Origin of the sequence: Kitasatospora sp. NPDC018058 (genome assembly GCF_044327205.1) — a bacterium.
GTDB lineage: Bacteria > Actinomycetota > Actinomycetes > Streptomycetales > Streptomycetaceae > Kitasatospora.
This window is the reverse complement of record NZ_JBIRFA010000009.1, coordinates 149,714-171,975: the sequence shown is the minus strand read 5'-3', so window position 1 is coordinate 171,975 and position 22,262 is coordinate 149,714. Positions and strand designations below refer to the sequence as shown.

Annotated in this window: 19 protein-coding genes, 6 tRNA genes and 1 pseudogene; 11 read left to right on the top strand and 15 right to left on the bottom strand. The window is 72.4% G+C overall.

Going from position 1 to position 22,262, the window contains the following annotated elements; all coding sequences use genetic code 11:
- Positions 1-6 precede the first annotated feature (6 nt).
- The 3 genes from ACH4E7_RS15310 to pgsA form a co-directional block, all read right to left on the bottom strand.
- The gene (locus ACH4E7_RS15310; RefSeq protein ID WP_396249514.1) at positions 7-1,191 is read right to left on the bottom strand and encodes a glycosyltransferase family 4 protein; all 1,185 of its coding nucleotides are present in this window, start codon (positions 1,189-1,191) and stop codon (positions 7-9) included.
- A 69-nt stretch (positions 1,192-1,260) separates the two neighbouring features.
- On the bottom strand, positions 1,261-2,235 hold the full coding sequence (locus ACH4E7_RS15305; RefSeq protein WP_396249513.1) for a phosphatidylinositol mannoside acyltransferase: 975 nt from the start codon (positions 2,233-2,235) through the stop codon (positions 1,261-1,263).
- Positions 2,236-2,251: 16 nt separating this feature from the next.
- Positions 2,252-2,899: a phosphatidylinositol phosphate synthase gene (pgsA, locus tag ACH4E7_RS15300; RefSeq protein WP_396249512.1), complete on the bottom strand. Its 648-nt coding sequence runs from the start codon at positions 2,897-2,899 to the stop codon at positions 2,252-2,254.
- A 302-nt stretch (positions 2,900-3,201) separates the two neighbouring features.
- On the opposite strand from pgsA, the gene ACH4E7_RS15295 reads away from it, so the two are divergent.
- Positions 3,202-5,250, top strand: coding sequence for an elongation factor G-like protein EF-G2 (locus ACH4E7_RS15295; protein WP_396249511.1), 2,049 nt, complete (start codon positions 3,202-3,204; stop codon positions 5,248-5,250).
- Between the two features lie 9 nt (positions 5,251-5,259).
- On the opposite strand, the gene ACH4E7_RS15290 is transcribed toward ACH4E7_RS15295, so the two are convergent.
- Entirely contained in the window at positions 5,260-5,715 is a 456-nt protein-coding gene (locus tag ACH4E7_RS15290; RefSeq protein WP_396249622.1) for a thiol-disulfide oxidoreductase DCC family protein, read from the bottom strand.
- 199 nt (positions 5,716-5,914) lie between these two features.
- Here ACH4E7_RS15290 and ACH4E7_RS15285 point away from each other — a divergent pair, with 199 nt between their 5' ends.
- Positions 5,915-7,561, top strand: coding sequence for a hypothetical protein (locus ACH4E7_RS15285; RefSeq protein ID WP_396249510.1), 1,647 nt, complete (start codon positions 5,915-5,917; stop codon positions 7,559-7,561).
- Positions 7,562-7,650: 89 nt separating this feature from the next.
- Here ACH4E7_RS15285 and ACH4E7_RS15280 read toward each other — a convergent pair whose 3' ends face one another.
- The 4 genes from ACH4E7_RS15280 to ACH4E7_RS15265 all read right to left on the bottom strand — a co-directional run bounded on the left by ACH4E7_RS15280 (position 7,651) and on the right by ACH4E7_RS15265 (position 12,113).
- Positions 7,651-8,211: an HIT family protein gene (locus ACH4E7_RS15280; RefSeq protein ID WP_396249509.1), complete on the bottom strand. Its 561-nt coding sequence runs from the start codon at positions 8,209-8,211 to the stop codon at positions 7,651-7,653.
- 81 nt (positions 8,212-8,292) lie between these two features.
- Positions 8,293-10,272 carry a threonine--tRNA ligase gene (thrS, locus tag ACH4E7_RS15275; protein ID WP_396249508.1) on the bottom strand — a complete coding sequence of 660 codons (1,980 nt, stop codon included), beginning with the start codon at positions 10,270-10,272 and terminating at the stop codon, positions 8,293-8,295.
- An 87-nt stretch (positions 10,273-10,359) separates the two neighbouring features.
- The gene (locus tag ACH4E7_RS15270) at positions 10,360-11,526 is read right to left on the bottom strand and encodes a hypothetical protein (RefSeq protein WP_396249507.1); all 1,167 of its coding nucleotides are present in this window, start codon (positions 11,524-11,526) and stop codon (positions 10,360-10,362) included.
- Between the two features lie 32 nt (positions 11,527-11,558).
- Complete coding sequence (locus ACH4E7_RS15265) at positions 11,559-12,113, bottom strand: DUF4365 domain-containing protein (RefSeq protein ID WP_396249506.1); 555 nt, start codon at positions 12,111-12,113, stop codon at positions 11,559-11,561.
- Positions 12,114-12,263: 150 nt separating this feature from the next.
- Here ACH4E7_RS15265 and ACH4E7_RS15260 point away from each other — a divergent pair, with 150 nt between their 5' ends.
- On the top strand, positions 12,264-13,031 hold the full coding sequence (locus tag ACH4E7_RS15260; protein ID WP_396249505.1) for a 3'-5' exonuclease: 768 nt from the start codon (positions 12,264-12,266) through the stop codon (positions 13,029-13,031).
- Positions 13,032-13,099: 68 nt separating this feature from the next.
- On the opposite strand, the gene ACH4E7_RS15255 is transcribed toward ACH4E7_RS15260, so the two are convergent.
- Both ACH4E7_RS15255 and ACH4E7_RS15250 read right to left on the bottom strand, forming a co-directional pair.
- Positions 13,100-13,171, bottom strand: a tRNA-Val gene (locus ACH4E7_RS15255).
- 210 nt (positions 13,172-13,381) lie between these two features.
- A tRNA-Val gene (locus ACH4E7_RS15250) sits at positions 13,382-13,453 on the bottom strand.
- A gap of 412 nt (positions 13,454-13,865) precedes the next feature.
- On the opposite strand from ACH4E7_RS15250, the gene ACH4E7_RS15245 reads away from it, so the two are divergent.
- Positions 13,866-14,279 carry an SsgA family sporulation/cell division regulator gene (locus tag ACH4E7_RS15245; protein WP_030056266.1) on the top strand — a complete coding sequence of 138 codons (414 nt, stop codon included), beginning with the start codon at positions 13,866-13,868 and terminating at the stop codon, positions 14,277-14,279.
- A gap of 438 nt (positions 14,280-14,717) precedes the next feature.
- Positions 14,718-15,287 (top strand): CGNR zinc finger domain-containing protein, encoded by a 570-nt coding sequence (locus tag ACH4E7_RS15240; protein WP_355669852.1) that lies wholly within the window; start codon positions 14,718-14,720, stop codon positions 15,285-15,287.
- A gap of 14 nt (positions 15,288-15,301) precedes the next feature.
- On the opposite strand, the gene ACH4E7_RS15235 is transcribed toward ACH4E7_RS15240, so the two are convergent.
- A complete protein-coding gene (locus ACH4E7_RS15235) occupies positions 15,302-15,757 on the bottom strand; it encodes a hypothetical protein (RefSeq protein WP_396249504.1) in 456 nt (151 codons plus the stop codon).
- A 110-nt stretch (positions 15,758-15,867) separates the two neighbouring features.
- On the opposite strand from ACH4E7_RS15235, the gene ACH4E7_RS15230 reads away from it, so the two are divergent.
- Positions 15,868-16,368: a DsbA family protein gene (locus tag ACH4E7_RS15230; RefSeq protein ID WP_396249503.1), complete on the top strand. Its 501-nt coding sequence runs from the start codon at positions 15,868-15,870 to the stop codon at positions 16,366-16,368.
- Positions 16,369-16,383: 15 nt separating this feature from the next.
- Here the strand turns inward: ACH4E7_RS15230 and ACH4E7_RS15225 are convergent, their stop codons facing one another.
- From ACH4E7_RS15225 to ACH4E7_RS15215, 3 genes are all read right to left on the bottom strand, one after another.
- Positions 16,384-17,229 carry a GNAT family N-acetyltransferase gene (locus ACH4E7_RS15225; RefSeq protein WP_396249502.1) on the bottom strand — a complete coding sequence of 282 codons (846 nt, stop codon included), beginning with the start codon at positions 17,227-17,229 and terminating at the stop codon, positions 16,384-16,386.
- A 67-nt stretch (positions 17,230-17,296) separates the two neighbouring features.
- Positions 17,297-18,127: an aminotransferase class IV gene (locus tag ACH4E7_RS15220; RefSeq protein WP_396249501.1), complete on the bottom strand. Its 831-nt coding sequence runs from the start codon at positions 18,125-18,127 to the stop codon at positions 17,297-17,299.
- A 102-nt stretch (positions 18,128-18,229) separates the two neighbouring features.
- Positions 18,230-19,291, bottom strand: a complete 1,062-nt coding sequence (locus ACH4E7_RS15215; RefSeq protein WP_396249500.1) for a chorismate-binding protein — start codon at positions 19,289-19,291, stop codon at positions 18,230-18,232.
- Positions 19,292-19,613: 322 nt separating this feature from the next.
- Here ACH4E7_RS15215 and ACH4E7_RS15210 point away from each other — a divergent pair.
- The 4 genes from ACH4E7_RS15210 to ACH4E7_RS15195 all read left to right on the top strand — a co-directional run bounded on the left by ACH4E7_RS15210 (position 19,614) and on the right by ACH4E7_RS15195 (position 20,019).
- Positions 19,614-19,686, top strand: a tRNA-Gly gene (locus ACH4E7_RS15210).
- Positions 19,687-19,726: 40 nt separating this feature from the next.
- Positions 19,727-19,800 (top strand) — tRNA-Cys (locus tag ACH4E7_RS15205).
- Between the two features lie 34 nt (positions 19,801-19,834).
- Positions 19,835-19,906 (top strand) — tRNA-Val (locus ACH4E7_RS15200).
- A gap of 41 nt (positions 19,907-19,947) precedes the next feature.
- A tRNA-Val gene (locus ACH4E7_RS15195) sits at positions 19,948-20,019 on the top strand.
- 299 nt (positions 20,020-20,318) lie between these two features.
- Here the strand turns inward: ACH4E7_RS15195 and ACH4E7_RS15190 are convergent.
- Positions 20,319-20,519, bottom strand: coding sequence for a hypothetical protein (locus ACH4E7_RS15190; protein WP_396249499.1), 201 nt, complete (start codon positions 20,517-20,519; stop codon positions 20,319-20,321).
- 406 nt (positions 20,520-20,925) lie between these two features.
- On the opposite strand from ACH4E7_RS15190, the pseudogene ACH4E7_RS15185 reads away from it, so the two are divergent.
- A pseudogene (locus tag ACH4E7_RS15185) lies at positions 20,926-22,185 on the top strand (serine/threonine-protein kinase); the annotation flags it as partial.
- Between the last annotated feature and the right edge of the window lie 77 nt (positions 22,186-22,262).

Genomic DNA, 22,262 nt, shown 5'->3' with positions numbered 1-22,262 from the left:
TGCGGATCAGTCCCTGGCCAGGCCGAACCGGCCGCGCCGCCCGCTGCGCACGTCCTCCTCGACCACCGCGGCCTCCCCGGCCGTCACCGTCTCGTACACCGCCAGGATGTCCGCGCCCACCGTCGACCAGTCGAACCGCCGCACGTGCCGCGAGGCCGCCTTGCGCAGCTCCTCCAGCCGGGCCGGGTCGCCCAGCAGCCGCAGCGCCGTACGGGCCAGCGCGTCCGCGTCCTCCACCGGGAACAGCTCGCCGGCGTCGCCGCCGTCCAGCACCTGCTTGAACGCGTCCAGGTCGCTCGCCAGCACCGGGGCGCCCGCCGACATCGCCTCGACCAGGATGATCCCGAAGCTCTCGCCGCCGGTGTTCGGCGCCACGTACAGGTCCACGCTGCGCAGCAGCCTGGCCTTCTCCCGGTCGGAGACCATGCCGAGGAACTCCACCTGCCGACGGACCTCGGGCGCCAGACCCGAGACGGCCTCCTCCTCGTCGCCCTTGCCCGCGACCAGCAGCCGCACCCCCGGCCGCTCGGCCAGGATCCTCGGCAGCGCCGCCAGCAGCGTCGGCAGGCCCTTGCGCGGCTCGTTGATCCGGCCGATGAAGCCGATCGTGCCCGGCTCCCCCGCGGCCGCGCCGCCGATCCAGCGCTTGTCCGGCTCGGCATCGGCGAAGAAGCCGACGTCCACGCCGTTCGGGATCACCACCGCATCCCCGCCCAGGTGCTCCACCAGGGTCCGCCGGGCGTACTCCGACACCGCGATCCGGGCCCGCATCTTCTCCAGGCCCGGCTGCAGGATCGGCGAGGCCGCGATCATCGCCCGCGAACGCGGGTTCGAGGTGTGGAAGGTGCCCACCATCGGCCCGGTCGCCGACCAGGCGGCCAGCATCGACAGGCTCGGCGAGGACGGCTCGTGCACGTGCAGGATGTCGAAACGGCCCTCGCGCAGCCACCGCCGCACCCGCGCCGCCGACAGGATGCCGAAGCTCAGCCGCGCCACCGACCCGTTGTACGGCACCGCCACCGCCCGCCCGGCCGAGACCACGTACGGCGGCAGCGCCTCGTCGTCCTCGGCCGGCGCCAGCACCGAGACCCGATGGCCCAGACCGATCAGGTGCTCGGCCAGGTCCCGGATGTGGAACTGCACCCCACCGGGGACGTCCCAGTCGTACGGGCAGACGATGCCGATCTTCACGGGTTCCTCAAGCTCCTTCGGACAGGTCGTACGGGCGCGGGCTCAGGACCCGGAGGTCCCCACTCCGGGTCAGGACCCGGAGGCCTCCGCCGCGGGCTCCGGCGCCGCCTCCGGGGCGGCCTCCTCGCGCACCGCGGAAGGCGTCTTCACCGTCTCACGGACCGGCAGGTCGGCCAGCCAGAACTTCTGCAGCATGTGCCAGTCCTGCGGGTGCTCGCGGATCCCCCGCTCCCACACGTCCGCCATCTCCTGGGTCATCGCCCGGGTCCGCTCCGTGCGGTCGCCCTCCTCGGGCACCAGCACCTCGGGGTGGATCCGCGCCCGCAGCACCGGGCCGTCGTACCAGAGCGTCACCGGCAGCAGCGCCGCCCCGGTCCGCTGGCACAGCGCCGCCGGTCCGGCCGGCATCCGGGTCGCCTCGCCGAAGAAGGACACCCCGATGCCCGCCTCCGAGAGGTCCCGGTCCCCCACCAGGCAGACCAGCCGGCCCTCGCGCAACCGCCGCGCCAGCGTGCCGATCACGTTCACCGAACCGCCGGTCAGCGCCAGGACCTCCATGCCCTGGCCCTCCCGGAACTCGACGAACCGGTCGAACAACCGCTCCGGCTTCAGCCGCTCGGCGACCGTGGTGAACGGGTACCCCTGCTGCGCCACCCAGGTGCCCGCCAGGTCCCAGTTGCCCATGTGCGGCAGCGTTATCACCGCTCCGCGCCCGGCCTCCATCGGCCCCCGCAGGTTCTCGAAGCCCTCCACCCGGACGTCCCGGGCGACCCTGGCCCGGCTCCACACCGGCAGTCGGAAGGACTCCATCCAGTACCGCAGGTACGAGCGCATCCCGGCCCGTGACAGCGACCGCATCGCGGCCTCGTCCAGCTCCGGACGGACCCGGCGCAGATTCGCCTCCAGCTGGAGCACCCGCTTGCCGCGCCGACGCCACGCGTAGTCCGCCAGCCGGTCGAACAGCCCCCGCGCCACCGGCTCCGGCAGGTGCTTCAGCACCGCCCACCCCAGCGCGTACGCCCAGTACACCAGTCGGTCCGTCACCGCAGGACGCCCCCCATCAGCTCCCGGCCGCCGCTCGGTCGGCCTCGAACGCCTCCCGGCGCACGGTCAGCATTCGCTGGAACACCGTCACCAGGCTGCCCACCGCCACCAGCCACAGCGCCACCGGCAGCAGCCACTCCACGTACGGCACCCCGAACTCGTGCAGACCCGCGACCCCGGCCGCCACCAGGCTGGCCACCAGCCGCTCAGCCCGCTCCACCAGCCCCGACACGTCACACGGCAGGCCCTGGCTCTCCGCCCGCGCCTTGGTGTACGACACCACCAGACCGCTCGCCAGGCAGAAGATCGCCACCGCGCAGAGCAGGTTGTCGTCACCCTTGCCCGCGTACCACATCGCCAGGCCGCCGAAGATCGCCGCGTCCGCGACCCGGTCCAACGTGGAGTCCAGGAAGGCCCCCCACTTGGTGCTCCGGCCCAGCTGACGGGCCATGTTGCCGTCCACCAGGTCCGAGAAGATGAACAGCGTGATCGTGATGGTGCCCCAGAAGAACTCCCCACGCGGGAAGAACACCAGCGCACCGGCCACCGAACCGGCGGTACCGATCAGCGTCACGGCGTCCGGGCTCACACCCAGGCGGATCAAGAACGCGGCGAACGGGGTCAGGACACGTGTGAAGAAGGCACGCGCGTATTTGTTGAGCATGGCCTTCCCAGCCGCTCCGATCTCCCAGGTACCCGCCTGGCGCAACACGCGCGGCAGACGGCCGGACGAATGAGCCCGCCCGGCGCACCCATCGTAGCCACGCCGGAGACACGCTCCGGCGCACGCACCGCCGGACGGGACACCGGCCACCGCCCACACACGCACGGTCACCGACCGCCCGCACGACACGCACCGGCGCGACACCCGACCACAGGCGTGCCACGCGGATCACTGCCGGGCCTGATCCGCGTGGCCCGCCTAGACTGCGAAGGACAGCCTCGGCGCTACGGGAGGAGACCCCGATGCCCGACCGCAGCACGGCACGTGCCGGACAGGCGCCCGCCGTCACCGGCCCCCGGGACCTGCGCAACGTCGTCCTCATCGGCTCCAGCGGTGTGGGCAAGACCACCCTCGCCGAATCCCTCGCCCTCGCCGCCGGCGTCACCGGCCGCGCCGGACGCGTCGTCGACGGCACCACCGTCTCCGACCACGAGGAGATCGAGCAGCAGCAGCAGCGCTCCGTCCAGCTCTCGCTGCTCCCGCTCGAATGGAAGGGCGTCAAGATCAACCTGATCGACCCGCCCGGCCACCCCGACTTCACCGCCGACCTGCGCGCCGCCCTGCACGCCGCCGACGCCGCCGTCTTCGTGGTCTCCGCCACCGACCCGGTCACCGCCCCCACCCGTGCCCTCTGGCGCGAGTGCGCCGCCGAGGGCATCCCGCGCGCCGTCGCCGTCGCCAAGCTCGACCTCGCCCGCACCGGCTTCGACGACATCCTCACCACCTGCCACGACGCCTTCGAGCTCGGCCCGGACACCCTCCGCCCGCTCTTCCTGCCCGTCCTCCACGACGGACACCCCGACGGCAGCGTCGACCTGCTCACCGGCGACACCTACGGCGACGCCGCCCCGCTCCCCGACACCGGCCCCGCCCACGACAGCCTCGTCGAGGCCATCTCCGGCCAGGACGACACCCTCATGGAGCGCTACCTGGCCGGCGACACCCTCGACTCCGACTCCCTCGAAGCCGGCATGCGCCGCGAAGTCCTCGCCTGCACCCTCCACCCCGCCGTCCCCACCAGCGAGAGCGGCCTCGGCGCCGCCGAGCTCCTCGACCTCATCGCGCACACCTTCCCCGACCCCACCGAACGCACCCGCCCCGCCCCCGACTGCGACCCCGACGCCCCGCTCGCGGCCCAGGTCGTCCGGGTCACCGGCGACGCCTACGTCGGCCGGATCAGCCTGCTGCGCCTGTACGCCGGCACCCTGCGCCCCGACACCAAGATCCACCTGGTCGGCCCCACCCACACCGCCGACCAGAACGGCGACGAACGCGTCACCGCCCTCACCAGCCCCTTCGGCAAGCTCCAGCGCCCCGTCCCGCACGCCGTCGCCGGCGACCTCGTCTGCGCCGCCAAACTCACCACCGCCCGGGCCGGCGACACCGTCCACGAACCCGGCCACCCCGTCGAACTCGACGGCTGGACCCTCCCCGAGGCCCTCCTGCCGATCGCCGTCGAAGCCCACAGCAAGGCCGACGACGACAAGCTCTCCCAGGCCCTCACCCGGCTCACCGCCGAGGACCCTGCGCTACGCCTGGAACAGAACCCCGACACCCACCAGCTCGTCCTCTGGTGCACCGGCGAGGCCCACGCCGAGGTCGTCCTCGACCGGCTGCGCACCCGGCACGGCGTCCACGTCGACACCGTCGAGCCCAAGGTCGCCCTGCGCGAGACCTTCGGCACCGCCGCCGCCGGCCACGGCCGCCTGGTCAAACAGTCCGGCGGGCACGGCCAGTACGCCATCTGCGACCTGGAGGTCGAACCGCTGCCGGCCGGCTCCGGCTTCGAGTTCCAGGAACACGTCGTCGGCGGCGCCGTCCCCAAGCACTTCATCCCCTCCGTCGAGAAGGGCGTCCGCGCCCAACTCGCCAAGGGCGTCGCCACCGGCTACCCGCTCGTCGACGTCCGGGTCACCCTCACCGACGGCAAGGCGCACTCCGTCGACTCCTCCGACGCCTCGTTCCAGAACGCCGCCGCCCTCGCCCTGCGCGACGCCGCCGAGCACGCCGTCATCCGGCTGCTCGAACCCGTCGCCGCCGTCAGCGTCCTGCTGCCCGACGAGTACCTCGGCGCCGTCCTCGGCGACCTCTCCGCCCGCCGCGGCCGGGTCCTCGGCACGGAGACGGGCGGGCCCGGCCTCACCCTGCTGCGCGCCGAGGTCCCCGAACTCGAACTCGTCCGCTACCCGACCGACCTGCGCTCGCTCACCCACGGCACCGCCGAGTTCTCCCGCGCCTACCTGCGCCACGAACCCATGCCGACCGCCCTGGCCGCGCGCTACACGGACTGAGGGCGCGCCCTAGGGGTGCGCGACCGCCTTGCGGTTGGGCAGCGCGCACGCCGCCGTGCCCCCGGGCATCCGGTGCCGGTTGCGCGACACCCAGCGGTACGCCAGGGCCGCCACCGGCCGCACCGGCGCGAGGGTCAGCACCGCCCCCAGGTACGCCCACGCGCCCCCGGAGCGCATCAACAACCGCGCCACCGCCTGCGCGCCCCCGTACACCCGGCCGGTCGGCGTCACCCACAGCACCTCGCGCTCGGCCCGCTCGGCCGACACCTCGCCCAGGCCGCCGGCGAGCGCGTCCAGCTCCGACAGCTCCGCGAACTGGAACGGCACCGCCTCCCAGCCCCCCGAGGCCAGCGTCTGCCGCAGGTACGTCTCCCCCCACCGCACGCACGACGAGCAGAACGCGCAGTCCCCGTCGAACACCAGTACCGGATCCTTCACGGCAACCCCCTTCACCAGCTCCACCATCAGCTTCACCGCCCATCCTGCACCACCCCAACACGTCTGGTTCGGGCGGGTATCGACCAGGCCGAAGCTGGGCATCATGCCTCTCGGGCCGGGTGCGGCTCGATCGTGACGGTTCGTGACGGTACTTCAGACGATCATCCGCGCGGGGGTGCCGCGGCACGGTAACCTGCCGCTGACAAGGGGAGGAGGGGACGCCACCGTGACCACACTCGACATGACCCCGGGTGCGCAGATACCCCGGACCGACGCCGGCCCGCAGACCGCCGTCACCCAGGCGCTCTCCTCGGCCGCCTACCGGGACGGCGAGATCAACGACTTCGTCACGGCCGTCACCGACGTCACGGCGAAGAAGGGCCGCTTCGCCCTTCTCCGCCCCAACCTCGGCGAGGCCTTCAGCAAGGCGCTGATCTCCCGCGCCCTCGGCGGCGACCGCAAGCCCCTCGTCCCCTCCTTCGGTGTCGACACCCGCCAGGTCGTCGAACACTGCCTGGCCGCCGAGGAACTGCGCACCGCCCGCGACCGGCAGCTCAGCACCGTCACCGTGGTCACCGGCCTGCTCTTCCTCCCCGGCACCCTGGTCTGGCTCGGCGCCTTCCAACTGCGCGCCTGGCTCAAGCGGGACAGCACCCGCGGCGCCGACGTCTACGGCGGCCTCGCCCTGATCGCGGCCGCCGCCCTCGCGGTCCTGCTCGTGCTGCGCCCGCCGGCGGCCGGTGTCCTGGGCGTCTACCTGCGGATCACCATGCTCGCCCCGGTGATCGGCTGGTACCTCGCCCGCCGGATCGTCGAACGCTTCGCCAAGGACTCGCGCACCCGCTGGCAGGACCTGGTCGAGGGCAGCGCGGTCGCCGCCACCGTGGCCAAGGCCGTGCCCCGCGACGACCTGGACAAGAAGGCCAACGACCTGCGCGACAAGCTCGGCCGCCTGGACGCCGAGCAGGAGACCAACGTCCACCACTACGCCGGTCCGAAGGGCATCCTCGGCGCCGGCCGCCGCTGGGGCGAGTGGCGCCTGGCCGACACCCTGCACCCCGCCGAGGGCCACGTCGACTTCCGCGCCTTCCACCCCTGGGACCTGGTCCGCCGGATCTCTGCCCACCTCAAGGGCCTCGGCGTCAGCCACGTCGCCAACAGCGGCATCCCCAACGTCAACATCAAGCAGTGGGTGGTCTTCGACATCAGCGAGGGCGCCGACGAGATCAGCCGCCCCGGCAGTGCCGACATGGACGGCGACCGGATGCGCGACTTCGCCGTGCAGAGCATCGCCGACAAGCAGACCTTCCCCGGCGGCCCCCGGCACTACCTGGCCACCCAGTTCATCACCCACGACGGCAAGCTGGTCATCACCTTCACCGTCACGGTGACCCTGCTGGCCAACGTGCTGAACATCTCGGTGGCCGGCTACGCGCTCGGCCCGGTCAAGGGCGTCTTCTTCGACAAGCCCAAGGACAAGGAGAAGTCGGTCGCCAAGACGGTGAAGTTCTGGGAGGAGCGCACCGTCAAGCTCCCGCTGATCGACAACGACGAGGTGGTCCGCCAGGCCGTCCGCGCCCCCTTCTACCGGATGCCCGGCCTGCTCGGCTGGCTCGGCGGCGGCCTCGGCCTGCCCGAGCCCTTCGGACTGCGGCACTCCTGGGTCGCCACCGCCTGGAACAACCGCTCCATGGTCGACAACGCGCTCAACGCCTCCGTCCCGGTGCTCAACGCGGTGCACACCGCGACGCTGGAGTTCCTCCAGGAGCACGACCTGGACGCGGACCGCTTCTTCAAGAACCGCACCTCGATCATCAAGTCCGAGGCGCAGGGCAGCCGCCCGTACAAGGTCGACGAGTTCAGCGCCGACTGATCCCGGCCCCCGACGTGCCGAAAGGGGCCTGCCACCGAGGAGTTCGGTGGCAGGCCCCTTTCGTACGGGCTTTCGCGCGGGCGTCCGGCTCAGCCCTGCGGCCAGACCTCGGCCAGCATCTTCCGGGTGTCCGCCAGCAGCTGCGGCAGCACCTTGGTGTGGCCGACCACCGGCATGAAGTTGGTGTCCCCGCCCCAGCGCGGCACCACGTGCTGGTGCAGGTGCGCCGCGATCCCGGCACCCGCCGCCGTCCCCTGGTTCATCCCGATGTTGAACCCGTGCGCCCCGGAGGCGGCCCGCAGCGCGGTCATCGCCTTCTTGGTGAAGTCGGCCAGCTCGGCCGTCTCCGCCTCGTCCAGGTCGGTGTAGTCGGCCACGTGCCGGTACGGGACCACCATCAGGTGCCCGCCGTTGTACGGGTACAGGTTCAGCACCGCGAACACGGCGCTCCCCCGGGCGATGATCAGCCCGTCCTCGTCGCTCAGCGACGGGATCGAGCAGAACGGACAACCGTCGTCCGGAGCCGGGCCGGTGGGCTTGTTCTCACCCTGGATGTACGCCATCCGATGGGGGGTCCACAGGCGGCGGAAGCCGTCCGGCTCACCGACGCCCCGCTGCAGTTCCGGCTCAGTCGTCATGCTGATCAGCATATTCGCCCAGCCGTGCTTGCAAAGCCGCGCGGGGCAGACTCTTCGAGAGCCTGCCCCGCGCGTGACGGTCCGACTACGGCGTCACACCTGGACGCGGTTCTTCACCGCGTCCACGATCTCCTGGACCGCGTCCGCCACCGGAACGCCGTTCTTCTGCTCGCCGTTGCGGTAGCGGAAGGAGACGGCACCCGCCTCGACGTCGTCGTTGCCGGCGATGAGCATGTACGGAACCTTGCTCTTCTGGGCGTTGCGGATCTTCTTCTGCATGCGGTCGTCCGAGGTGTCCACCTCGACCCGGATCCCGTGCTTCTTCAGCTCGGCCGCGACCTCCAGCAGGTACGGCACGTGCTCGTCGGTGATCGGGATGCCGGTCACGGTGACCGGGGCCAGCCACGGCGGCATGGCACCGGCGTAGTGCTCCAGCAGCACCGCGAAGAAGCGCTCGATCGAGCCGAACAGTGCGCGGTGGATCATGACCGGCCGCTGACGCGAGCCGTCCGCCGCGGTGTACTCCAGGTCGAAGCGCTCCGGCAGGTTGAAGTCGAGCTGGATGGTGCTCATCTGCCAGGTACGGCCGATGGCGTCCTTCGCCTGCACCGAGATCTTCGGGCCGTAGAAGGCCGCGCCGCCCGGGTCCGGCACCAGCGGCAGGCCCTGCTTCTCGGCCACGCTCGCCAGGACGCGGGTGGCCTCCTCCCAGGTCTCGTCGCTGCCGACGTACTTCACCGGGTCCTTGGTCGACAGCTCCAGGTAGAAGTCGGTCAGACCGTAGTCGCGGAGGAGGTTGAGCACGAAGGTCAGCGTGGAGTCGAGCTCCTCCGCCATCTGCTCACGGGTGCAGTAGATGTGGGCGTCGTCCTGGGTGAAGCCGCGGGCACGGGTCAGGCCGTGCACGACACCCGACTTCTCGTAGCGGTACACCGTCCCGAACTCGAAGAGGCGCAGCGGCAGTTCACGGTACGAACGGCCGCGCGCGTCGAAGATCAGGTTGTGCATCGGGCAGTTCATCGGCTTGAGGTAGTAGTCCACGCCCTCGTCGAGCTGCATGGGCGGGTACATACCGTCCGCGTACCAGTCCAGGTGGCCGCTCTTCTCGAAGAGCTTCCCCTTGGTGGCGTGCGGGGTGTAGACGAACTCGTAGCCCTCTTCCTCGTGCCGCTTGCGCGAGTAGTCCTCCATGGCGCGGCGGATGATGCCGCCCTTGGGGTGGAAGACGGCGAGGCCGGAGCCGATCTCCTCGGGGATGGAGAAGAGGTCGAGCTCGTTGCCGAGCTTGCGGTGGTCGCGCTTCTCGGCCTCGACGAGGAAGTCCAGGTGGGCCTTCAGCTCGTCCTTGGTCGGCCAGGCGGTGCCGTAGATGCGCTGCAGCTGCGGGTTCTTCTCACTGCCGCGCCAGTAGGCGGACGCGTTGCGCATCAGCTTGAACGCCGGGATGTGCCGGGTGCTGGGCAGGTGCGGGCCGCGACAGAGGTCGCCCCAGCACTGGTCGCCGGACTTGGCGTCCAGGTTGTCGTAGATGGTGAGTTCGCCGGCGCCGACCTCGACGTCGGCGCCCTCGCCGGCGGTGGCGGCGGAGCCCTTGAGGCCGATCAGCTCCAGCTTGTACGGCTCGGCGGCCAGCTCCTCGCGGGCGGCCTCGTCGGTGACCACGCGGCGGGAGAACTTCTGCCCGCGCTTGATGATCTCCTGCATCTTCTTCTCGATGGCCTTGAGGTCATCGGGGTGGAAGGGCTTCTCGACGTCGAAGTCGTAGTAGAAGCCGTCCTTGACCGGCGGGCCGATGCCGAGCTTGGCCTCCGGGTAGAGCTGCTGCACGGCCTGGGCCATGACGTGCGCGGTGGAGTGGCGCAGGATGTCGAGGCCGTCCTTGCTGCCGATCGCGACCGGCTCGACCTCGTCGCCGTCCTGGAGGACGTAGGCGAGGTCCTTGAGCTGGCCGCCGATGCGGGCGGCGATGATCGAGCGGTCGTCGGCGAAGAGCTCGGCGGCCGTAGTGCCCGTCGTCACCACGCGCTCTTCCCGATCGGGTTCGCGGCTGATGATTACCCGGACGTCCGTCACCGGTCTCTCCTGACGTGCTGGATTCAGAGGACGCAACACTGCGCTGCGCGTGACGATGGTACCGAGAGCGCCACCCGCACCGCGCACCTACGTCCGCTCTCCCCCGTCCTGGAGCCCCTTCAGCAGCTGCTCGCGGTCGCCCTCCTCCCAACCGCACAGCTCAAGGCCGTGGGCCCGGGTCAGCCGGCGGAAGCCGTCGCGCCGCTCCAGCCGGCCGGAGACCCGGACCGGGGCGCCGGAGAGGTGGGCCTCGGCGGCGAGCCGGTAGTCGGGGTCGGGCAGGCGCAGCTTGAGTTCGCGGACGTCGGCGCCGCCGAGCACCCGCAGCCGGACCGAGCCGGGACCGGACGGGTCGGCGCGCTTGAGTCGGACGACCACGCCGACCACGGTGACGTCGACGGCGGGCTCGATCCGCTCCAGCAGGTCGGCGGCCTCGGCCAGGGCCGGCAGGTCGCCGGGCGAGAAGTCGAGGTCGATCCGGCGGTCGCCGAATCCGCCCGGGGTTCCGGCGGCGGGCGACCAGGCGACGGTGAGCCGGGCGGCGGTCGCGCCGCGCACCAGATCCTCGACGGCCTGGACGAGTTCGCGGCTGACCCCGGACTGGACGGCGTTCTCGAGGGCCTCGGGCCCGCCGCTGACCCGGCGGTAGTCGACGGCCTCGCGCAGCGCCTCCAGGGCGCGGACCAGGGTGGTGACGGCGGCCCGGCCCTCGGGGGCGGGGGTGTAGGCGGTCAGGGCGGCGCCCTGCTCGACGACTCCCTGTTCGACGACCAGGACCCGCTCCAGGAAGTCCCCGGCGAGGCCGTCCAGCCGGGCGCCGAAGTAGGCGGCGGTGGTCCGGCCGGCTTTGGCCCCGGCGGCGAGCATCGCGCGCGCCGCCCGCTGGAGCCGCTCGGCGTCGTCCCAGGGGGTGGCATCGAGGGGGCCGGGCAGTTCGCGGCGCCAGCGCAGTTCGTCGCCGGGGACGGCGAGGGCGAGCAGGATCGAACGGGCGGAGGGCGTGCGGGAGCGGGAGAGGGCGGTGACAGCGTCGGTGAGGAGTTCCACGGCGTCGTCGAAGCCGTCGCCGGCGGGGACGAGCAGGCTGGTGCCGGGTTCGTCGTCCGGCGGGGTCCAGCGTCCGTACCGGGCGGCGGGGCCGCCGCGTCGGACCCAGCCGTGCCGGGCGAGCAGGGTGGCCAGCACCATGGGGTCCACGGTGGCCGGGTCGGGCAGGGCCCGGGACGGGTGGTCCGGTCCGTGCGGCAGTGTCATGGGTCCAGTTCCTCGCTGCCGGGGCCGGGCGGTCACGGGCTGTCGCCCGCGCCGACCCGGGCCATGATGTCGCAGAGCGCGCGGTCGTCGAAGACCTTGTCGGTGGGCACCCGGACGTTGGTGCGCCGCTGCCCGGTGATCGGGTGGCCGGCCAGGTTGACCCAGTAGCAGCAGTGCCGCAGCTCCAGGGCGTCCGGGCGGGCCCGGAGCCAGCGGTCGACCCGGCGCGGCAGCAGCATCACGACCAGGATGCGCGGGACGGCGACCCGGGCGCGGGCGAGCTTGCGCAGGTGGTCGTTGTCCAGGGTGAAGCTGAAGAACGGCCCGGCCGGGTCGGGCGCGATCTGCTGGGTGGCCTTCAGCTGGATCTTGATGGTGACCTCGTCGTCCACCTCGTGCGCCCGTGAGCCGTGGCTGACCTGCCAGTCGATGCCGTTGTCCGGGAACGGCTGGGAGAGCGAGCAGCCGGACGCGGCGGCGACCGCGTGCAGATAGCCGACCTGCAGTGTCTCCATGCAGGCGGTGACCGCGAGGTTCCCCCGCAGCGCGGCCGCCGCCTCCTCGGGCTGCGGCTGTGTCAGTGCCATCGCCCCGTGGCCTCCCCCGGCTCCGGGCCCGTCCGGATCCGGACGGGCCGCCCTTGGGCAGGATCCCCGGTCGGGCCTGGGCCAAACGGGTTGAGCGGGCATCAGAACCGGGTATCACCAGTGCGCCGAACGCACGTCTGAGGGGCAGTCATGCAGCACTACTGGTACACCGGTCCGCTCGCCTCCTTCGACACCGAGACCACCGGCGTGGACGTCGAGACCGACCGGATCGTCTCGGCCGCGCTGGTCGTCCAACTCACCCCGGGCGCACCGGCGCAGACCACCACCTGGCTCGCCGATCCGGGCGTGCCGATCCCGGACGGCGCCCGCGCGGTGCACGGCATCACCGACGAGCGGGTCCGGGCGCACGGTCGGCCGGCCCGCGCGGTGGTGGCGGAGGTCACCCGCGCACTGGCGGCCCAGGCACGGGCCGGGCACCCGGTGGTGGTGATGAACGCGCCCTACGACCTGACGCTGCTGGACCGGGAGTTGCGCCGCCACCACGGGCTGACGCTGACCGGCGGGCTGGACGGCACCGGGCTGCTGGTGCTGGATCCTCGGGTGCTGGACAAGCACGTGGACCGCTACCGAAAGGGCCGCCGGACGCTGACCGACCTGTGCGCGCACTACGGCGTCGATCTCACCGGGGCGCACGACGCGGCGGCGGACGCGACGGCTGCGCTCTCGCTGACCCGGCGAATAGGCGCCCGCTACCCGGCGGCGCTGGGCGGACTGACGGCGGCGGAGCTGCACCTGCGGCAGGCGGTCTGGCACGCGGCGCAGGCGCGGGGGCTGCAGAGCTGGTTCAACCGGTCGGGGACGCCGGAGCGGGTGGATCCGTCCTGGCCGCTGCGGCCCGCCCGGTGCGGCTGCGGCCGCCGGTTGGAGCCCGAACACGGCTGCGAGGCGGCGGCCTAGCGGGAAACGGCCCTGAACGCGCCGCAGGCCCTGACCGGCTTCCTGGTCAGGGCCTGCGTGCTGTCCGGTGGGCGATACTGGGATCGAACCAGTGACCCCTTCGGTGTGAACGAAGTGCTCTCCCGCTGAGCTAATCGCCCGGGCAACGAGATGAACTGTAGCACCGTTTGAGGGAGGTCGTACAACTCGCCCCTTCCGGGCGAGGCTGGCGCACCTGCAGAACTCGCGCTCCGCACGGAAGATGACTGAGCCTCAGCCGGATTAGAGACGGCACTTCGGGGGCATTCTGGAAATACATGTAAGGCCCAGCCGATAATCGACTGGGCCTCACATATCACAATGCATTCCGGTGGGCGATACTGGGATCGAACCAGTGACCCCTTCGGTGTGAACGAAGTGCTCTCCCGCTGAGCTAATCGCCCGGGTGCAGGGAAAACATTACCGCATCCCGGGGGGTGCTCCGAACACCCTCCGGCGGAGGCCCCCACCCAGGGGCGCCGGCCGCCGTACGCCCGGGCGGGGGCCCGGACCCCGCCCCGCCCTCCCGACCACGCGGCCGACTCGTCGGACCCGGCCGCACCACCCGCTCCCCTGTTCCCGACCCGCCTTGGCGCTTCATACAGACCGACTACATGCCGGCCCGGAAACCGGCCGAGAAGAACCGCCGGTAATGCCCCGGGCGGGTACTCCGTGACGATTCCGCAATGCGCCGTAAGGGGTACGACTCGCGCCCGAATCGGGACAGAGGGGTTTACATCGGTCTTGGAGGTGGGATGGTCCGTTCGCCGACGTGCGAATCCCCGAGCGCACACTGAGCGAAAGGCCATGGCGCTTATGAACACCACGGTCAGCTGCGAGCTGCACCTGCGCCTCATCGTGTCCAGCGAGTCCTCACTGCCCGTCCCCGCGGGCCTGCGCTACGACACCGCCGACCCCTACGCCGTGCACGCCACGTTCCACACGGGCGCCGACGAGACCGTGGAGTGGGTGTTCGCCCGAGATCTCCTCGCGGAGGGGCTACACCGACCCACCGGTACCGGCGACGTCCGGGTGTGGCCGTCGCGCAGCCACGGGCAAGGGGTGGTCTGCATCGCGCTGAGCTCTCCGGAAGGAGAAGCCCTGCTGGAGGCCCCGGCCCGGGCGCTTGAGTCGTTCCTCAAGCGGACGGACGCCGCGGTGCCCCCCGGCACCGAACACCGTCACTTCGACCTTGACCGGGAGCTGTCCCACATCCTCGCCGAAAGCTGACCCCGACCGGAGGCGGTCCAGCCCCACTGTCCGTGGGGCCGCACCTCCTGCCGTCATCGCAGCCGTCCTACTCGGGGGCACGGCAGCAGACTCAGCCGCGCACGACGCGGTCTCGGGGCCGGTGTCAGGCCCCGCTCCCACCAGAGCGGGGCCACCGCACTACAGGCGCCCGGCAGCGAGGCCGGCCATCCGTACGGGTGGCCGGCCTCACTGTCGGGCGCCCGTGTCATTCCCGGGGCCCTGCGGGGCCGCGCAGCGGCCGCGCGGAGTCCGTACAGCGGGGGCCTCGCACCCGGGCGGCGCCCGCTTTAGGACACTCCGACGGAATCCGCACAGGCCTTCGAACGAACGCGCCGCCCTTCTGCCGCAAGGGCCGGTATGGTCTGGGGTAACCGTGGACGCGGGGCACCGGAGTCCCCCTGCGCGAGGAGCCCCAACGTGCTGATCACCCATGACACCGAGTGCGCGCTGAGCATCCTCGTGGATCTGCTCAACACCGCGCCCGAGGTGTGCGGCGACGAGCGGCTGCCGGACATCGCCGCGCTGGACGCCTTCGTGGTCCGCCAGGAGATCAGCGAGATCGACTCGCTGACCGAGGACGACCTGCGGCGGGTGCACGAGCTGCGCACCCGACTGCGCGAGGTGTTCGCGACGGAGTCCACCGAAGAGGCCGCCGAACTCGTCAACGCGGTCGTCGCGGCCGCCGGGACGACGCCCCGGCTGGTCAACCACGACCACCACGACTGGCACATGCACTACTTCGCGCCGCACGCCGCGCTCGGCGACCACCTCGCGGCCGAGCTGGGCATGGCGCTGGCCTTCATCCTCATGGCGGGCGAGCGGGAGCGGCTGCGCCGGTGCGAGGCGCCGGACTGCGCGCGGGTCTTCGTGGACCTCTCCCGGAACCGCTCGCGGCGCTACTGCGACAGCCGCACCTGCGGCAACCGGCTGCACGTCGCCGCCTACCGGGCGCGGCAGCGGTCGGCGGAGGCCGTGGCCTCCGCCTGACGCTCCCGGCGCGCTCAGATCCCGCGCTTGCGGAGGATCTCCTCGATGTCGGCGAAGTCGCCGAGGCCGTCGTCCCGCTTGCCCGCCGCCGGCTTCTTCGGGGCCTTCGGCGCTCGGGCCACCGCCGGGCGCTCGGGGGCCGCTCCGGCCGCCGCCGGGCGCTCCGGCGCGCCCTCGACGGCATCGCGGCGGCCCACCCACCGGGTGGTGAGCAGCAGGACGGCGGACACGCCCAGCAGCACGATGCCGGTCCACACCCGGGGGTCGAAGACCAGCTTGGCCGCCCAGTCGGCGAACTCCCGGCCGATCGTGCTTGCCAGCGGGAACAGCCCGGTCAGGTAGAGCCCGGCGGGCAGCAGGGCCACCGCGAACCACCGGGTCGCCGAGCGGAAGCGCCGCCGCCAGGCCCGCAGGCCCGCGACCGCCACTCCGCCGGCCGTGAGGAGGAAGCTGATCGCCGCGGTCAGCACGGGCTCGCCCCTTCGCTTGCGGTCGTCATGGTCATCGGTGCCTCCCTGTCGGTCCGCCCTCGGGCGCACCGCCGGCGGGAGCGGGCACCCACTGATGGAACACTGGGGGAATGATCGATGGTTCCCTCCCCCGCCTTGAGTTCTGGTGCGACCTCCAGTGCCCGGACTGCCGCACCGCGCTGGACGACGTACGGGCGCTGCGTGCGCGGTACGGCGACGCGCTGCCGGTGGAGCTTCGGCACTTCCCGTTGGAGAAGCACAAGCACGCCTACGCCGCCGCGGAGGCGGCCGAGGAGGCGTTCGCCCAGGAACTGGGCTGGCCGTTCGTAGAGGCGCTGCTGGCTCGGGTCGAGGAGCTGGACGCGCGCGGGCAGCAGGTGCTGTTGGAGGTGGCCCGGGAGGTCGGGGCGGACGTCGAGGAGGTCGAGACCGCGCTCATCGACGGCCGGCACATGCTGACCGTGGACGCCGACCAGGCCGAGGGCAAGGCGATCGGGATCACCGGCACGCCGACGTACGTGATCGGCGGCGAGCGGCTGGACGGCGGGCGGAGCCAGGAGGGGCTGCGGGAGCGGATCGTCACCGTCATCGAGGCGGCCAAGGCCTCCTGACGTTCCGCCGACTCCTCACAGTGGCTTGCCGTGACACCGGCTGGTGATCCGGTAGCCGAGCGAGTCGTAGAGGCGGATGGCGACCTCGTTGCCGGAGAAGACGTTGAGGCCGATCTCGCGCACCCCGGCGGCCAGGCACTCGCGTTCGGCGAGCAGCATCAGGGTGCGACCGTGTCCCCGGCCCCGGTGGGCCGGGGACACCTCCACGACCATGACCCAGGCGAGCGGTGCGCCGTCCGGCAGGTCGCGCAGGTGGAGTTCCACCCAGAGCGAGCCGAGCGGCTCCGGTGCGCCGTCGGCGCCGCACAGTCGGCGCAGGGCGACGCCGGGGCTGTCGGCGCCCTGCTGGAGCACGTTCTGGTGGTCCAGCCACGATTTGGCGCGGGCCTGCTCCTCGCTGAGGCCGGAACCCATGAGCGAGGCGACGTAGCCCTCCGCCGCCCGGTCGAGCCAGGCCGGGAACTCCGTGGCGTCGATCGGGCGGGCGGTGACGCCGGCGGGCAGGGCGGGGGCGACGGTCAGGGTCTTGCCCAGGTTCCGCATCCGCTCGGTGTAGCCGAGGGTGGCGGCGAGGCCGCGGGCGATCGGGGCCGACTCGGGGACGTTGACGTCCACCCGGGTGCAGCCCCAGTTGCGCAGCACCTCCTCCGCGGCCAGCGCGCCGAACGTGCCGCGACCGCGGCCGCGCCCCTCAGTGACCTCCAACTCCGATATCTCGCCCCAGAGTTGGCTGCCGTGCCGGACCGATGTGGTACGCAACGCGCCGACCGGGTGGCCGTTCGCCAGGATCCGCCAGCGTCTGGTGCGGCCGCCGGCCGTGATGGGTGTCTCCGGACCCTCGGGGCGCAGCGTGGTGGTCATGTGGTGCTCCCTTCCCCTCGTCGGGAAGGTTATCCGCGCAGCCCGTCACGGCTGCCCGGGGCGGGGCTCACGGGTCGAGGTCGTCGCCGCTGCGCTCGGCGAAGACCGCCATGGCCTTGGCGGTGACCGGGCCGACGCCGGGCAGTTCGCGGTCGTCGACGCGGGTGACGGCCTGGACGTCGCGGGTGGTGGAGGTCAGGAAGATCTCCTCGGCGTCCTGGAGGGCGCTGAGCGGGAGGTCGGCCTCCTCGGCGCCGCACCAGTCGATGACCAGTTGCCGGGTGATGCCGGCCAGGCAGCCGGAGGCGAGGACGGGGGTGAGCAGGCGGCCGCCGATGACCGTGAAGACGTTGGAGCCGGTGCCCTCGCAGAGTCGGCCCGCGGTGTTGGCGAACAGGGCCTCGGAGGCGCCGGCCCGGTGGGCGGCGGCCAGGGCGACCACGTTCTCGGCGTACGAGGTGGTCTTGAGGCCGGCGACGGCGCTGTGCTCGTTGCGGCGCCAGGGGACGACGGCGACGGCGGTCTCGTCGGGGCGTCGGTTGATGGCGCCGAGGGCGACCACCAGGGTCGGGGCAGCGGTGCCGCGCTCGGAGCCGAGCGGGGAGTTGCCGCCGGTGTAGGTGACCCGCAGGCGGCCGAGCGGGGCGGGGTTGGCGGCGAGGACCCGGGCGCAGGCCTCGCGGACCAGGTCGTGGTCGGGGTCGGGCAGGCCGAGGCCGCGGGCGGAGCGGGTGAGCCGGTCGAGGTGGCGGGTGACCGCGAAGGCCTTGCCGTCGACGGCCTTCATGGTCTCGAAGACGCCGTCGCCGGTGGTGAGTCCGTGGTCCAGGACGGACAGGGCGGCGTCGGCGGAATCGACGAGTGTCCCGTTGACCCAGCTCGTGGTGCGGGTGTGCATCGAGGCTGCTCCTAGGGGCGCGTCGTGTGGGTCTGGTCGGAATCGGGTCGCGTCGCGGGCCCGGCGAAGATCCGCAAGACACGCCCCGAGCACGGGCGTGGCTTACGCCCCGGTCGGGCCGGTCGCGCTGCCCGACGCTATCGCGACCAGGCGGGCGGCCTTCAGTTCGGTCTCGTCCCACTCACGTTCGGGGTCGGAGCCCCAGGTGATGCCGGCACCGGTGCCGAAGCGCAGGACGGGCGCCCGGGGGTCCTGCCGGTCGAGCCAGAAGGTGCGGATGCCGACGGCGAGTTCACCCTCGCCGCGGTCGGCGTCCACCCAGCCGACGGCGCCGCAGTAGGGGCCGCGCGGGGCGGTCTCCAGGGCCTCGATGATCCGCAGGGCGCTGGACTTGGGGGCGCCGGTGACCGAGCCGGGCGGGAAGGTGGCGGCGAGCAGCCCGGGCCAGCCGTCGCCCTCGCGCAGGGTGCCCTCGACGGTGGAGACCAGGTGGACCAGGCCGGGGTGCTTCTCGACGACACAGAGGTCGGGGACGGTGACGCTGCCGGTCTCGCAGACGCGACCGAGGTCGTTGCGGACCAGGTCGACGATCATCACGTTCTCGGCGTGGTCCTTGTCGAGGAGATCGCCCTCGGTGCGGCCGGTGCCCTTGATCGGGCCGGAGGAGACGGTGCGTCCGCTGCGGCGCAGATAGAGCTCGGGAGAGGCGGTGGCGATCTCGACGCCGTACTCGGGCAGCCGGATGGTGCCCGCGTAGGGGGCGGGGTTGCCGTGGGCGAGCAGGCCGGTGAGGGCGTCGATGTCGCTGCGGTCGGGGTCGGGCAGCGGCGCGGACAGCACCCGGCAGAGGTTCGCCTGGTAGACCTCGCCGGCGGCTATGTGCTCGCGGATGCGGCGTACGCCCGCGGTGTAGGCGGCGCGGTCCAGGGAGCTGTGCCAGCTGCCGGCGTCCGGGCCGCGCCAGCCGGCGCCGGAGGGCGGAGCGGGCGCGGGGCGGACCTCGTCGAAGCGTGCGCAGGTCAGCCGGCCCTCGAAGTCGTAGGCGACGGCCCAGTAGCCGGAGGAGTCGAGCGCGGCCGGGTCCGAGGTGACATCGCGCAGGCCGGTGGCCAGGCGGCCTCCGAAGCGGGCGAGCGGGGTGCGGGGGTCGGGGTGGCCGGACACGGTTCTCCTGCGCGGTGGTGCTGGGGGTGGCGGTGCCTGAAGTGTAGGTCGGGGGGCGCGGGCCCGGCCGGGCCCATGCCCCCGCGTACGAGCGGTTCCGTGCGTCGCGTGGGTGTGCGCCGGATGGCCTGCGGATGATCGTCCGGAAGCGCCGCAGGTGGCGGCCGGTGACCGGTCCGGAGGGCGGACCGGACGGCGTGCCGAGGGCGTCCCCTCGGCACGCTGCGGGAACGGATTTTTAGCTGGCCCAGGAATCCGCTAGAGTTCAACACGTCGCCAGGGAGCGCAGCCGAAGAAAAGCGGTGAAGCTCCTGGGAGACAGGCGGACGTGGCTCAGTTGGTAGAGCATCACCTTGCCAAGGTGAGGGTCGCGAGTTCGAATCTCGTCGTCCGCTCGATGGAGAACAGTGTAAGATCGTTCTTCGTGTGTTGCCTGGTGGAGTGGCCGAGAGGCGAGGCAACGGCCTGCAAAGCCGTGTACACGGGTTCAAATCCCGTCTCCACCTCCAAGAGGCTCACCCGGTTCCACCGGGAGACCTCCCCGCGCGATTAGCTCAGCGGGAGAGCACTACCTTGACACGGTAGGGGTCACTGGTTCAATCCCAGTATCGCGCACGTCCGATCCTTCGGGATCTGCTGCAAGACCGCCACACCAGGCGCGATTAGCTCAGCGGGAGAGCACTACCTTGACACGGTAGGGGTCACTGGTTCAATCCCAGTATCGCGCACAGTAACGGCCGGGGCCGCGAACCGTATGGTTCGCGACCCCGGCCGTTTTGTCGTTCCGGTCGGTCGTTCCGGGGTGGTCGTTCCAGGTCGGTCGCTCCGGGAGCGTCGTTCCGGCGGAGGTCGGAAAAGAGAAGAGCCGCGTACGGTCGCCCTCACCGACGTCCGTACGCGGCATCTCCGCCTGCCGGGGTGCTCTGCGGACCGCTCTCGCCCGTCCGCGTGTCATCGCGGCCGCGGCCTCCCCGGCGGCACCGCTCCCCGTCCCCAGGGGACCAGTGCCCGTTCTGGTGCTCCTCCCTCAGCGGCCGATCAGGTCGACCAGGGCCTCGGCCTGGTTGGCCATCTGATCCCACCCGCCGAACAGCAGTACCAGGAGCACGGCGCACGGCAGGGCCATGGCCAGCGCGACGGCGGGGTGCCGGGTGGGCTGCTCGGCGGACTGGGACTGGGTGAAGGCCAGCCGACGGCGGCGGGTGGTACCCGTCTGCTGCGATGCCATGGCCCTGCTCCTGATCCGATCGAATTGGCGCGGTGGACGGCTTACCTCGGGGGACGAGCTCCCCGTCCACCGCTGAGCACAACGCTATTGGTCAGGGGGCCTTCCGGGCGTCATGCCGTCGTACTGTTCCTCGGGCATCCCGGAGGATGACGCTCAGACTCAAGGCGTACTACCGGAGGGGGAGACAGGCCGCACCGTGCCCCCGGGGGAACCCTGAGGGGTTACCCCGAGAAACGATTCGGCACCCCTGTGACCTGCAGCTCTCAGCAAGATCCGACAATCGCATGGTGGCTTGAGGTGTTGCGTATCAGCACACCGCAGCGGGCAGTCCGTAAGCTGTGCCAGACAGGAACTGACGATGCCCCAAGCGACGGGGCCTCACCCACAGGCTGACGGGGAACGAGACATGGCGATGATGCGGCTGAGGCGTGAGGACCCCCGCATCGTCGGGCCGTACCGCCTGCACCGGCGACTGGGCGCCGGCGGCATGGGCGTGGTCTACCTCGGCTCCGACCGCCGGGGGCAGCGCGTCGCACTCAAGCTGATCCGCGCCGAACTCGCCGAGGACCAGGAGTTCCGCACCCGCTTCGCCCGCGAGATCGCCGCCGCCTCCCGGATCCGCGGCGGTTGCACCGCCCGCGTCGTCGGCTCGGACATCGAGGCCGACCGGCCCTGGCTGGCCACCGCTTACGTCCCCGGGCCCTCCCTCTACAAGCAGGTCGGCGACGAGGGGCCGCTGAGCTGGCCCGAAGCCGCCCGGATCGGGGCGGCGCTGGCCGACGGGCTGGTCAAGGTGCACGAGGCCGGGGTCGTCCACCGGGACCTCAAGCCCTCCAACATCCTGCTCTCGCCGCGCGGCCCGCGGATCATCGACTTCGGCATCGCGTGGTCGCGCGGCGCCAGCACCCTCACCCACGTCGGCACGGCGGTCGGCTCGCCCGGCTTCCTCGCGCCCGAGCAGGTCCGCGGCGCGACCGTCACCCCGGCCACGGACGTCTTCGCCTTCGGGGCGACACTGGCGTACGCGCTCACCGGGGACACGCCGTTCGGGTCGGGGGCCTCCTCCGAGGTGATGCTGTACCGGGTCGTCCACGAGGAGCCCGACCTGTCGGCCGTCCCCCCGCAGCTCGCCCCGCTGATCCGGGCCTGCCTGGCCAAGGAGCCCGCCGAACGGCCGGGCGCGGCCGCGCTGCACGAGCGGCTCAGCGAACTGGCGGCGCGCGGCGCGACGGCGGGGACCGCCGGTGGCGGTGCACGCGGGGCACGACGGGCGGCTCCGGCGCCTCCGCCGCAGGCCCCTGCACCGGAAGCCCTCCGGCAGGGGGTTCCCGCACCGGGGCGCTCGCCCGAACCGGCCGCTCCGGCACGGGCCAGAGCGGCGGCGGCCGGTCGGCCCGGTGGCCCCGCCGGGCAGGCGGGGATGCCGGCGCGGCGCCCGGCTGCTCCGCCCCAGCGGCCCGAGGCGACACCGGTCACCCGTCCGCTGCGGGACCGCCCGCAGACTCCACCGCCCGGGCGTCCCCGGCCCCGGGACCGGCAGCACACCCCGGCTCCCGGCGGGCGGCCCGGCACGGCGCGACAGCGGCTGCTGAGGCAGCGACTGGTGGTCTTCGTCACCGTGACGATCGGCGTCGCGCTGGCCATCGCGGTGGCCCAGGGGTGCGAGAACCGCAGCAACCAGGGGGCCCGGCCGCCGGTCGGACAGACCGCGACGGCGGACCATCGCGGTGGCCGCGGAGGCGA

Coding starts and splice junctions, on each gene's coding strand:
- ACH4E7_RS15245 (WP_030056266.1), top strand. CDS start 13,866: ATGAACACCACGGTCAGCTGCGAGCTGCACCTGCGCCTCATCGTGTCC.
- ACH4E7_RS15280 (WP_396249509.1), bottom strand. CDS start 8,211: ATGCTGATCAGCATGACGACTGAGCCGGAACTGCAGCGGGGCGTCGGT.
- ACH4E7_RS15225 (WP_396249502.1), bottom strand. CDS start 17,229: ATGACCACCACGCTGCGCCCCGAGGGTCCGGAGACACCCATCACGGCC.
- ACH4E7_RS15295 (WP_396249511.1), top strand. CDS start 3,202: ATGCCCGACCGCAGCACGGCACGTGCCGGACAGGCGCCCGCCGTCACC.
- pgsA (WP_396249512.1), bottom strand. CDS start 2,899: ATGCTCAACAAATACGCGCGTGCCTTCTTCACACGTGTCCTGACCCCG.
- ACH4E7_RS15270 (WP_396249507.1), bottom strand. CDS start 11,526: ATGACACTGCCGCACGGACCGGACCACCCGTCCCGGGCCCTGCCCGAC.
- ACH4E7_RS15290 (WP_396249622.1), bottom strand. CDS start 5,715: ATGGTGGAGCTGGTGAAGGGGGTTGCCGTGAAGGATCCGGTACTGGTG.
- ACH4E7_RS15230 (WP_396249503.1), top strand. CDS start 15,868: ATGATCGATGGTTCCCTCCCCCGCCTTGAGTTCTGGTGCGACCTCCAG.
- ACH4E7_RS15220 (WP_396249501.1), bottom strand. CDS start 18,127: ATGCACACCCGCACCACGAGCTGGGTCAACGGGACACTCGTCGATTCC.
- ACH4E7_RS15190 (WP_396249499.1), bottom strand. CDS start 20,519: ATGGCATCGCAGCAGACGGGTACCACCCGCCGCCGTCGGCTGGCCTTC.
- ACH4E7_RS15260 (WP_396249505.1), top strand. CDS start 12,264: ATGCAGCACTACTGGTACACCGGTCCGCTCGCCTCCTTCGACACCGAG.
- ACH4E7_RS15265 (WP_396249506.1), bottom strand. CDS start 12,113: ATGGCACTGACACAGCCGCAGCCCGAGGAGGCGGCGGCCGCGCTGCGG.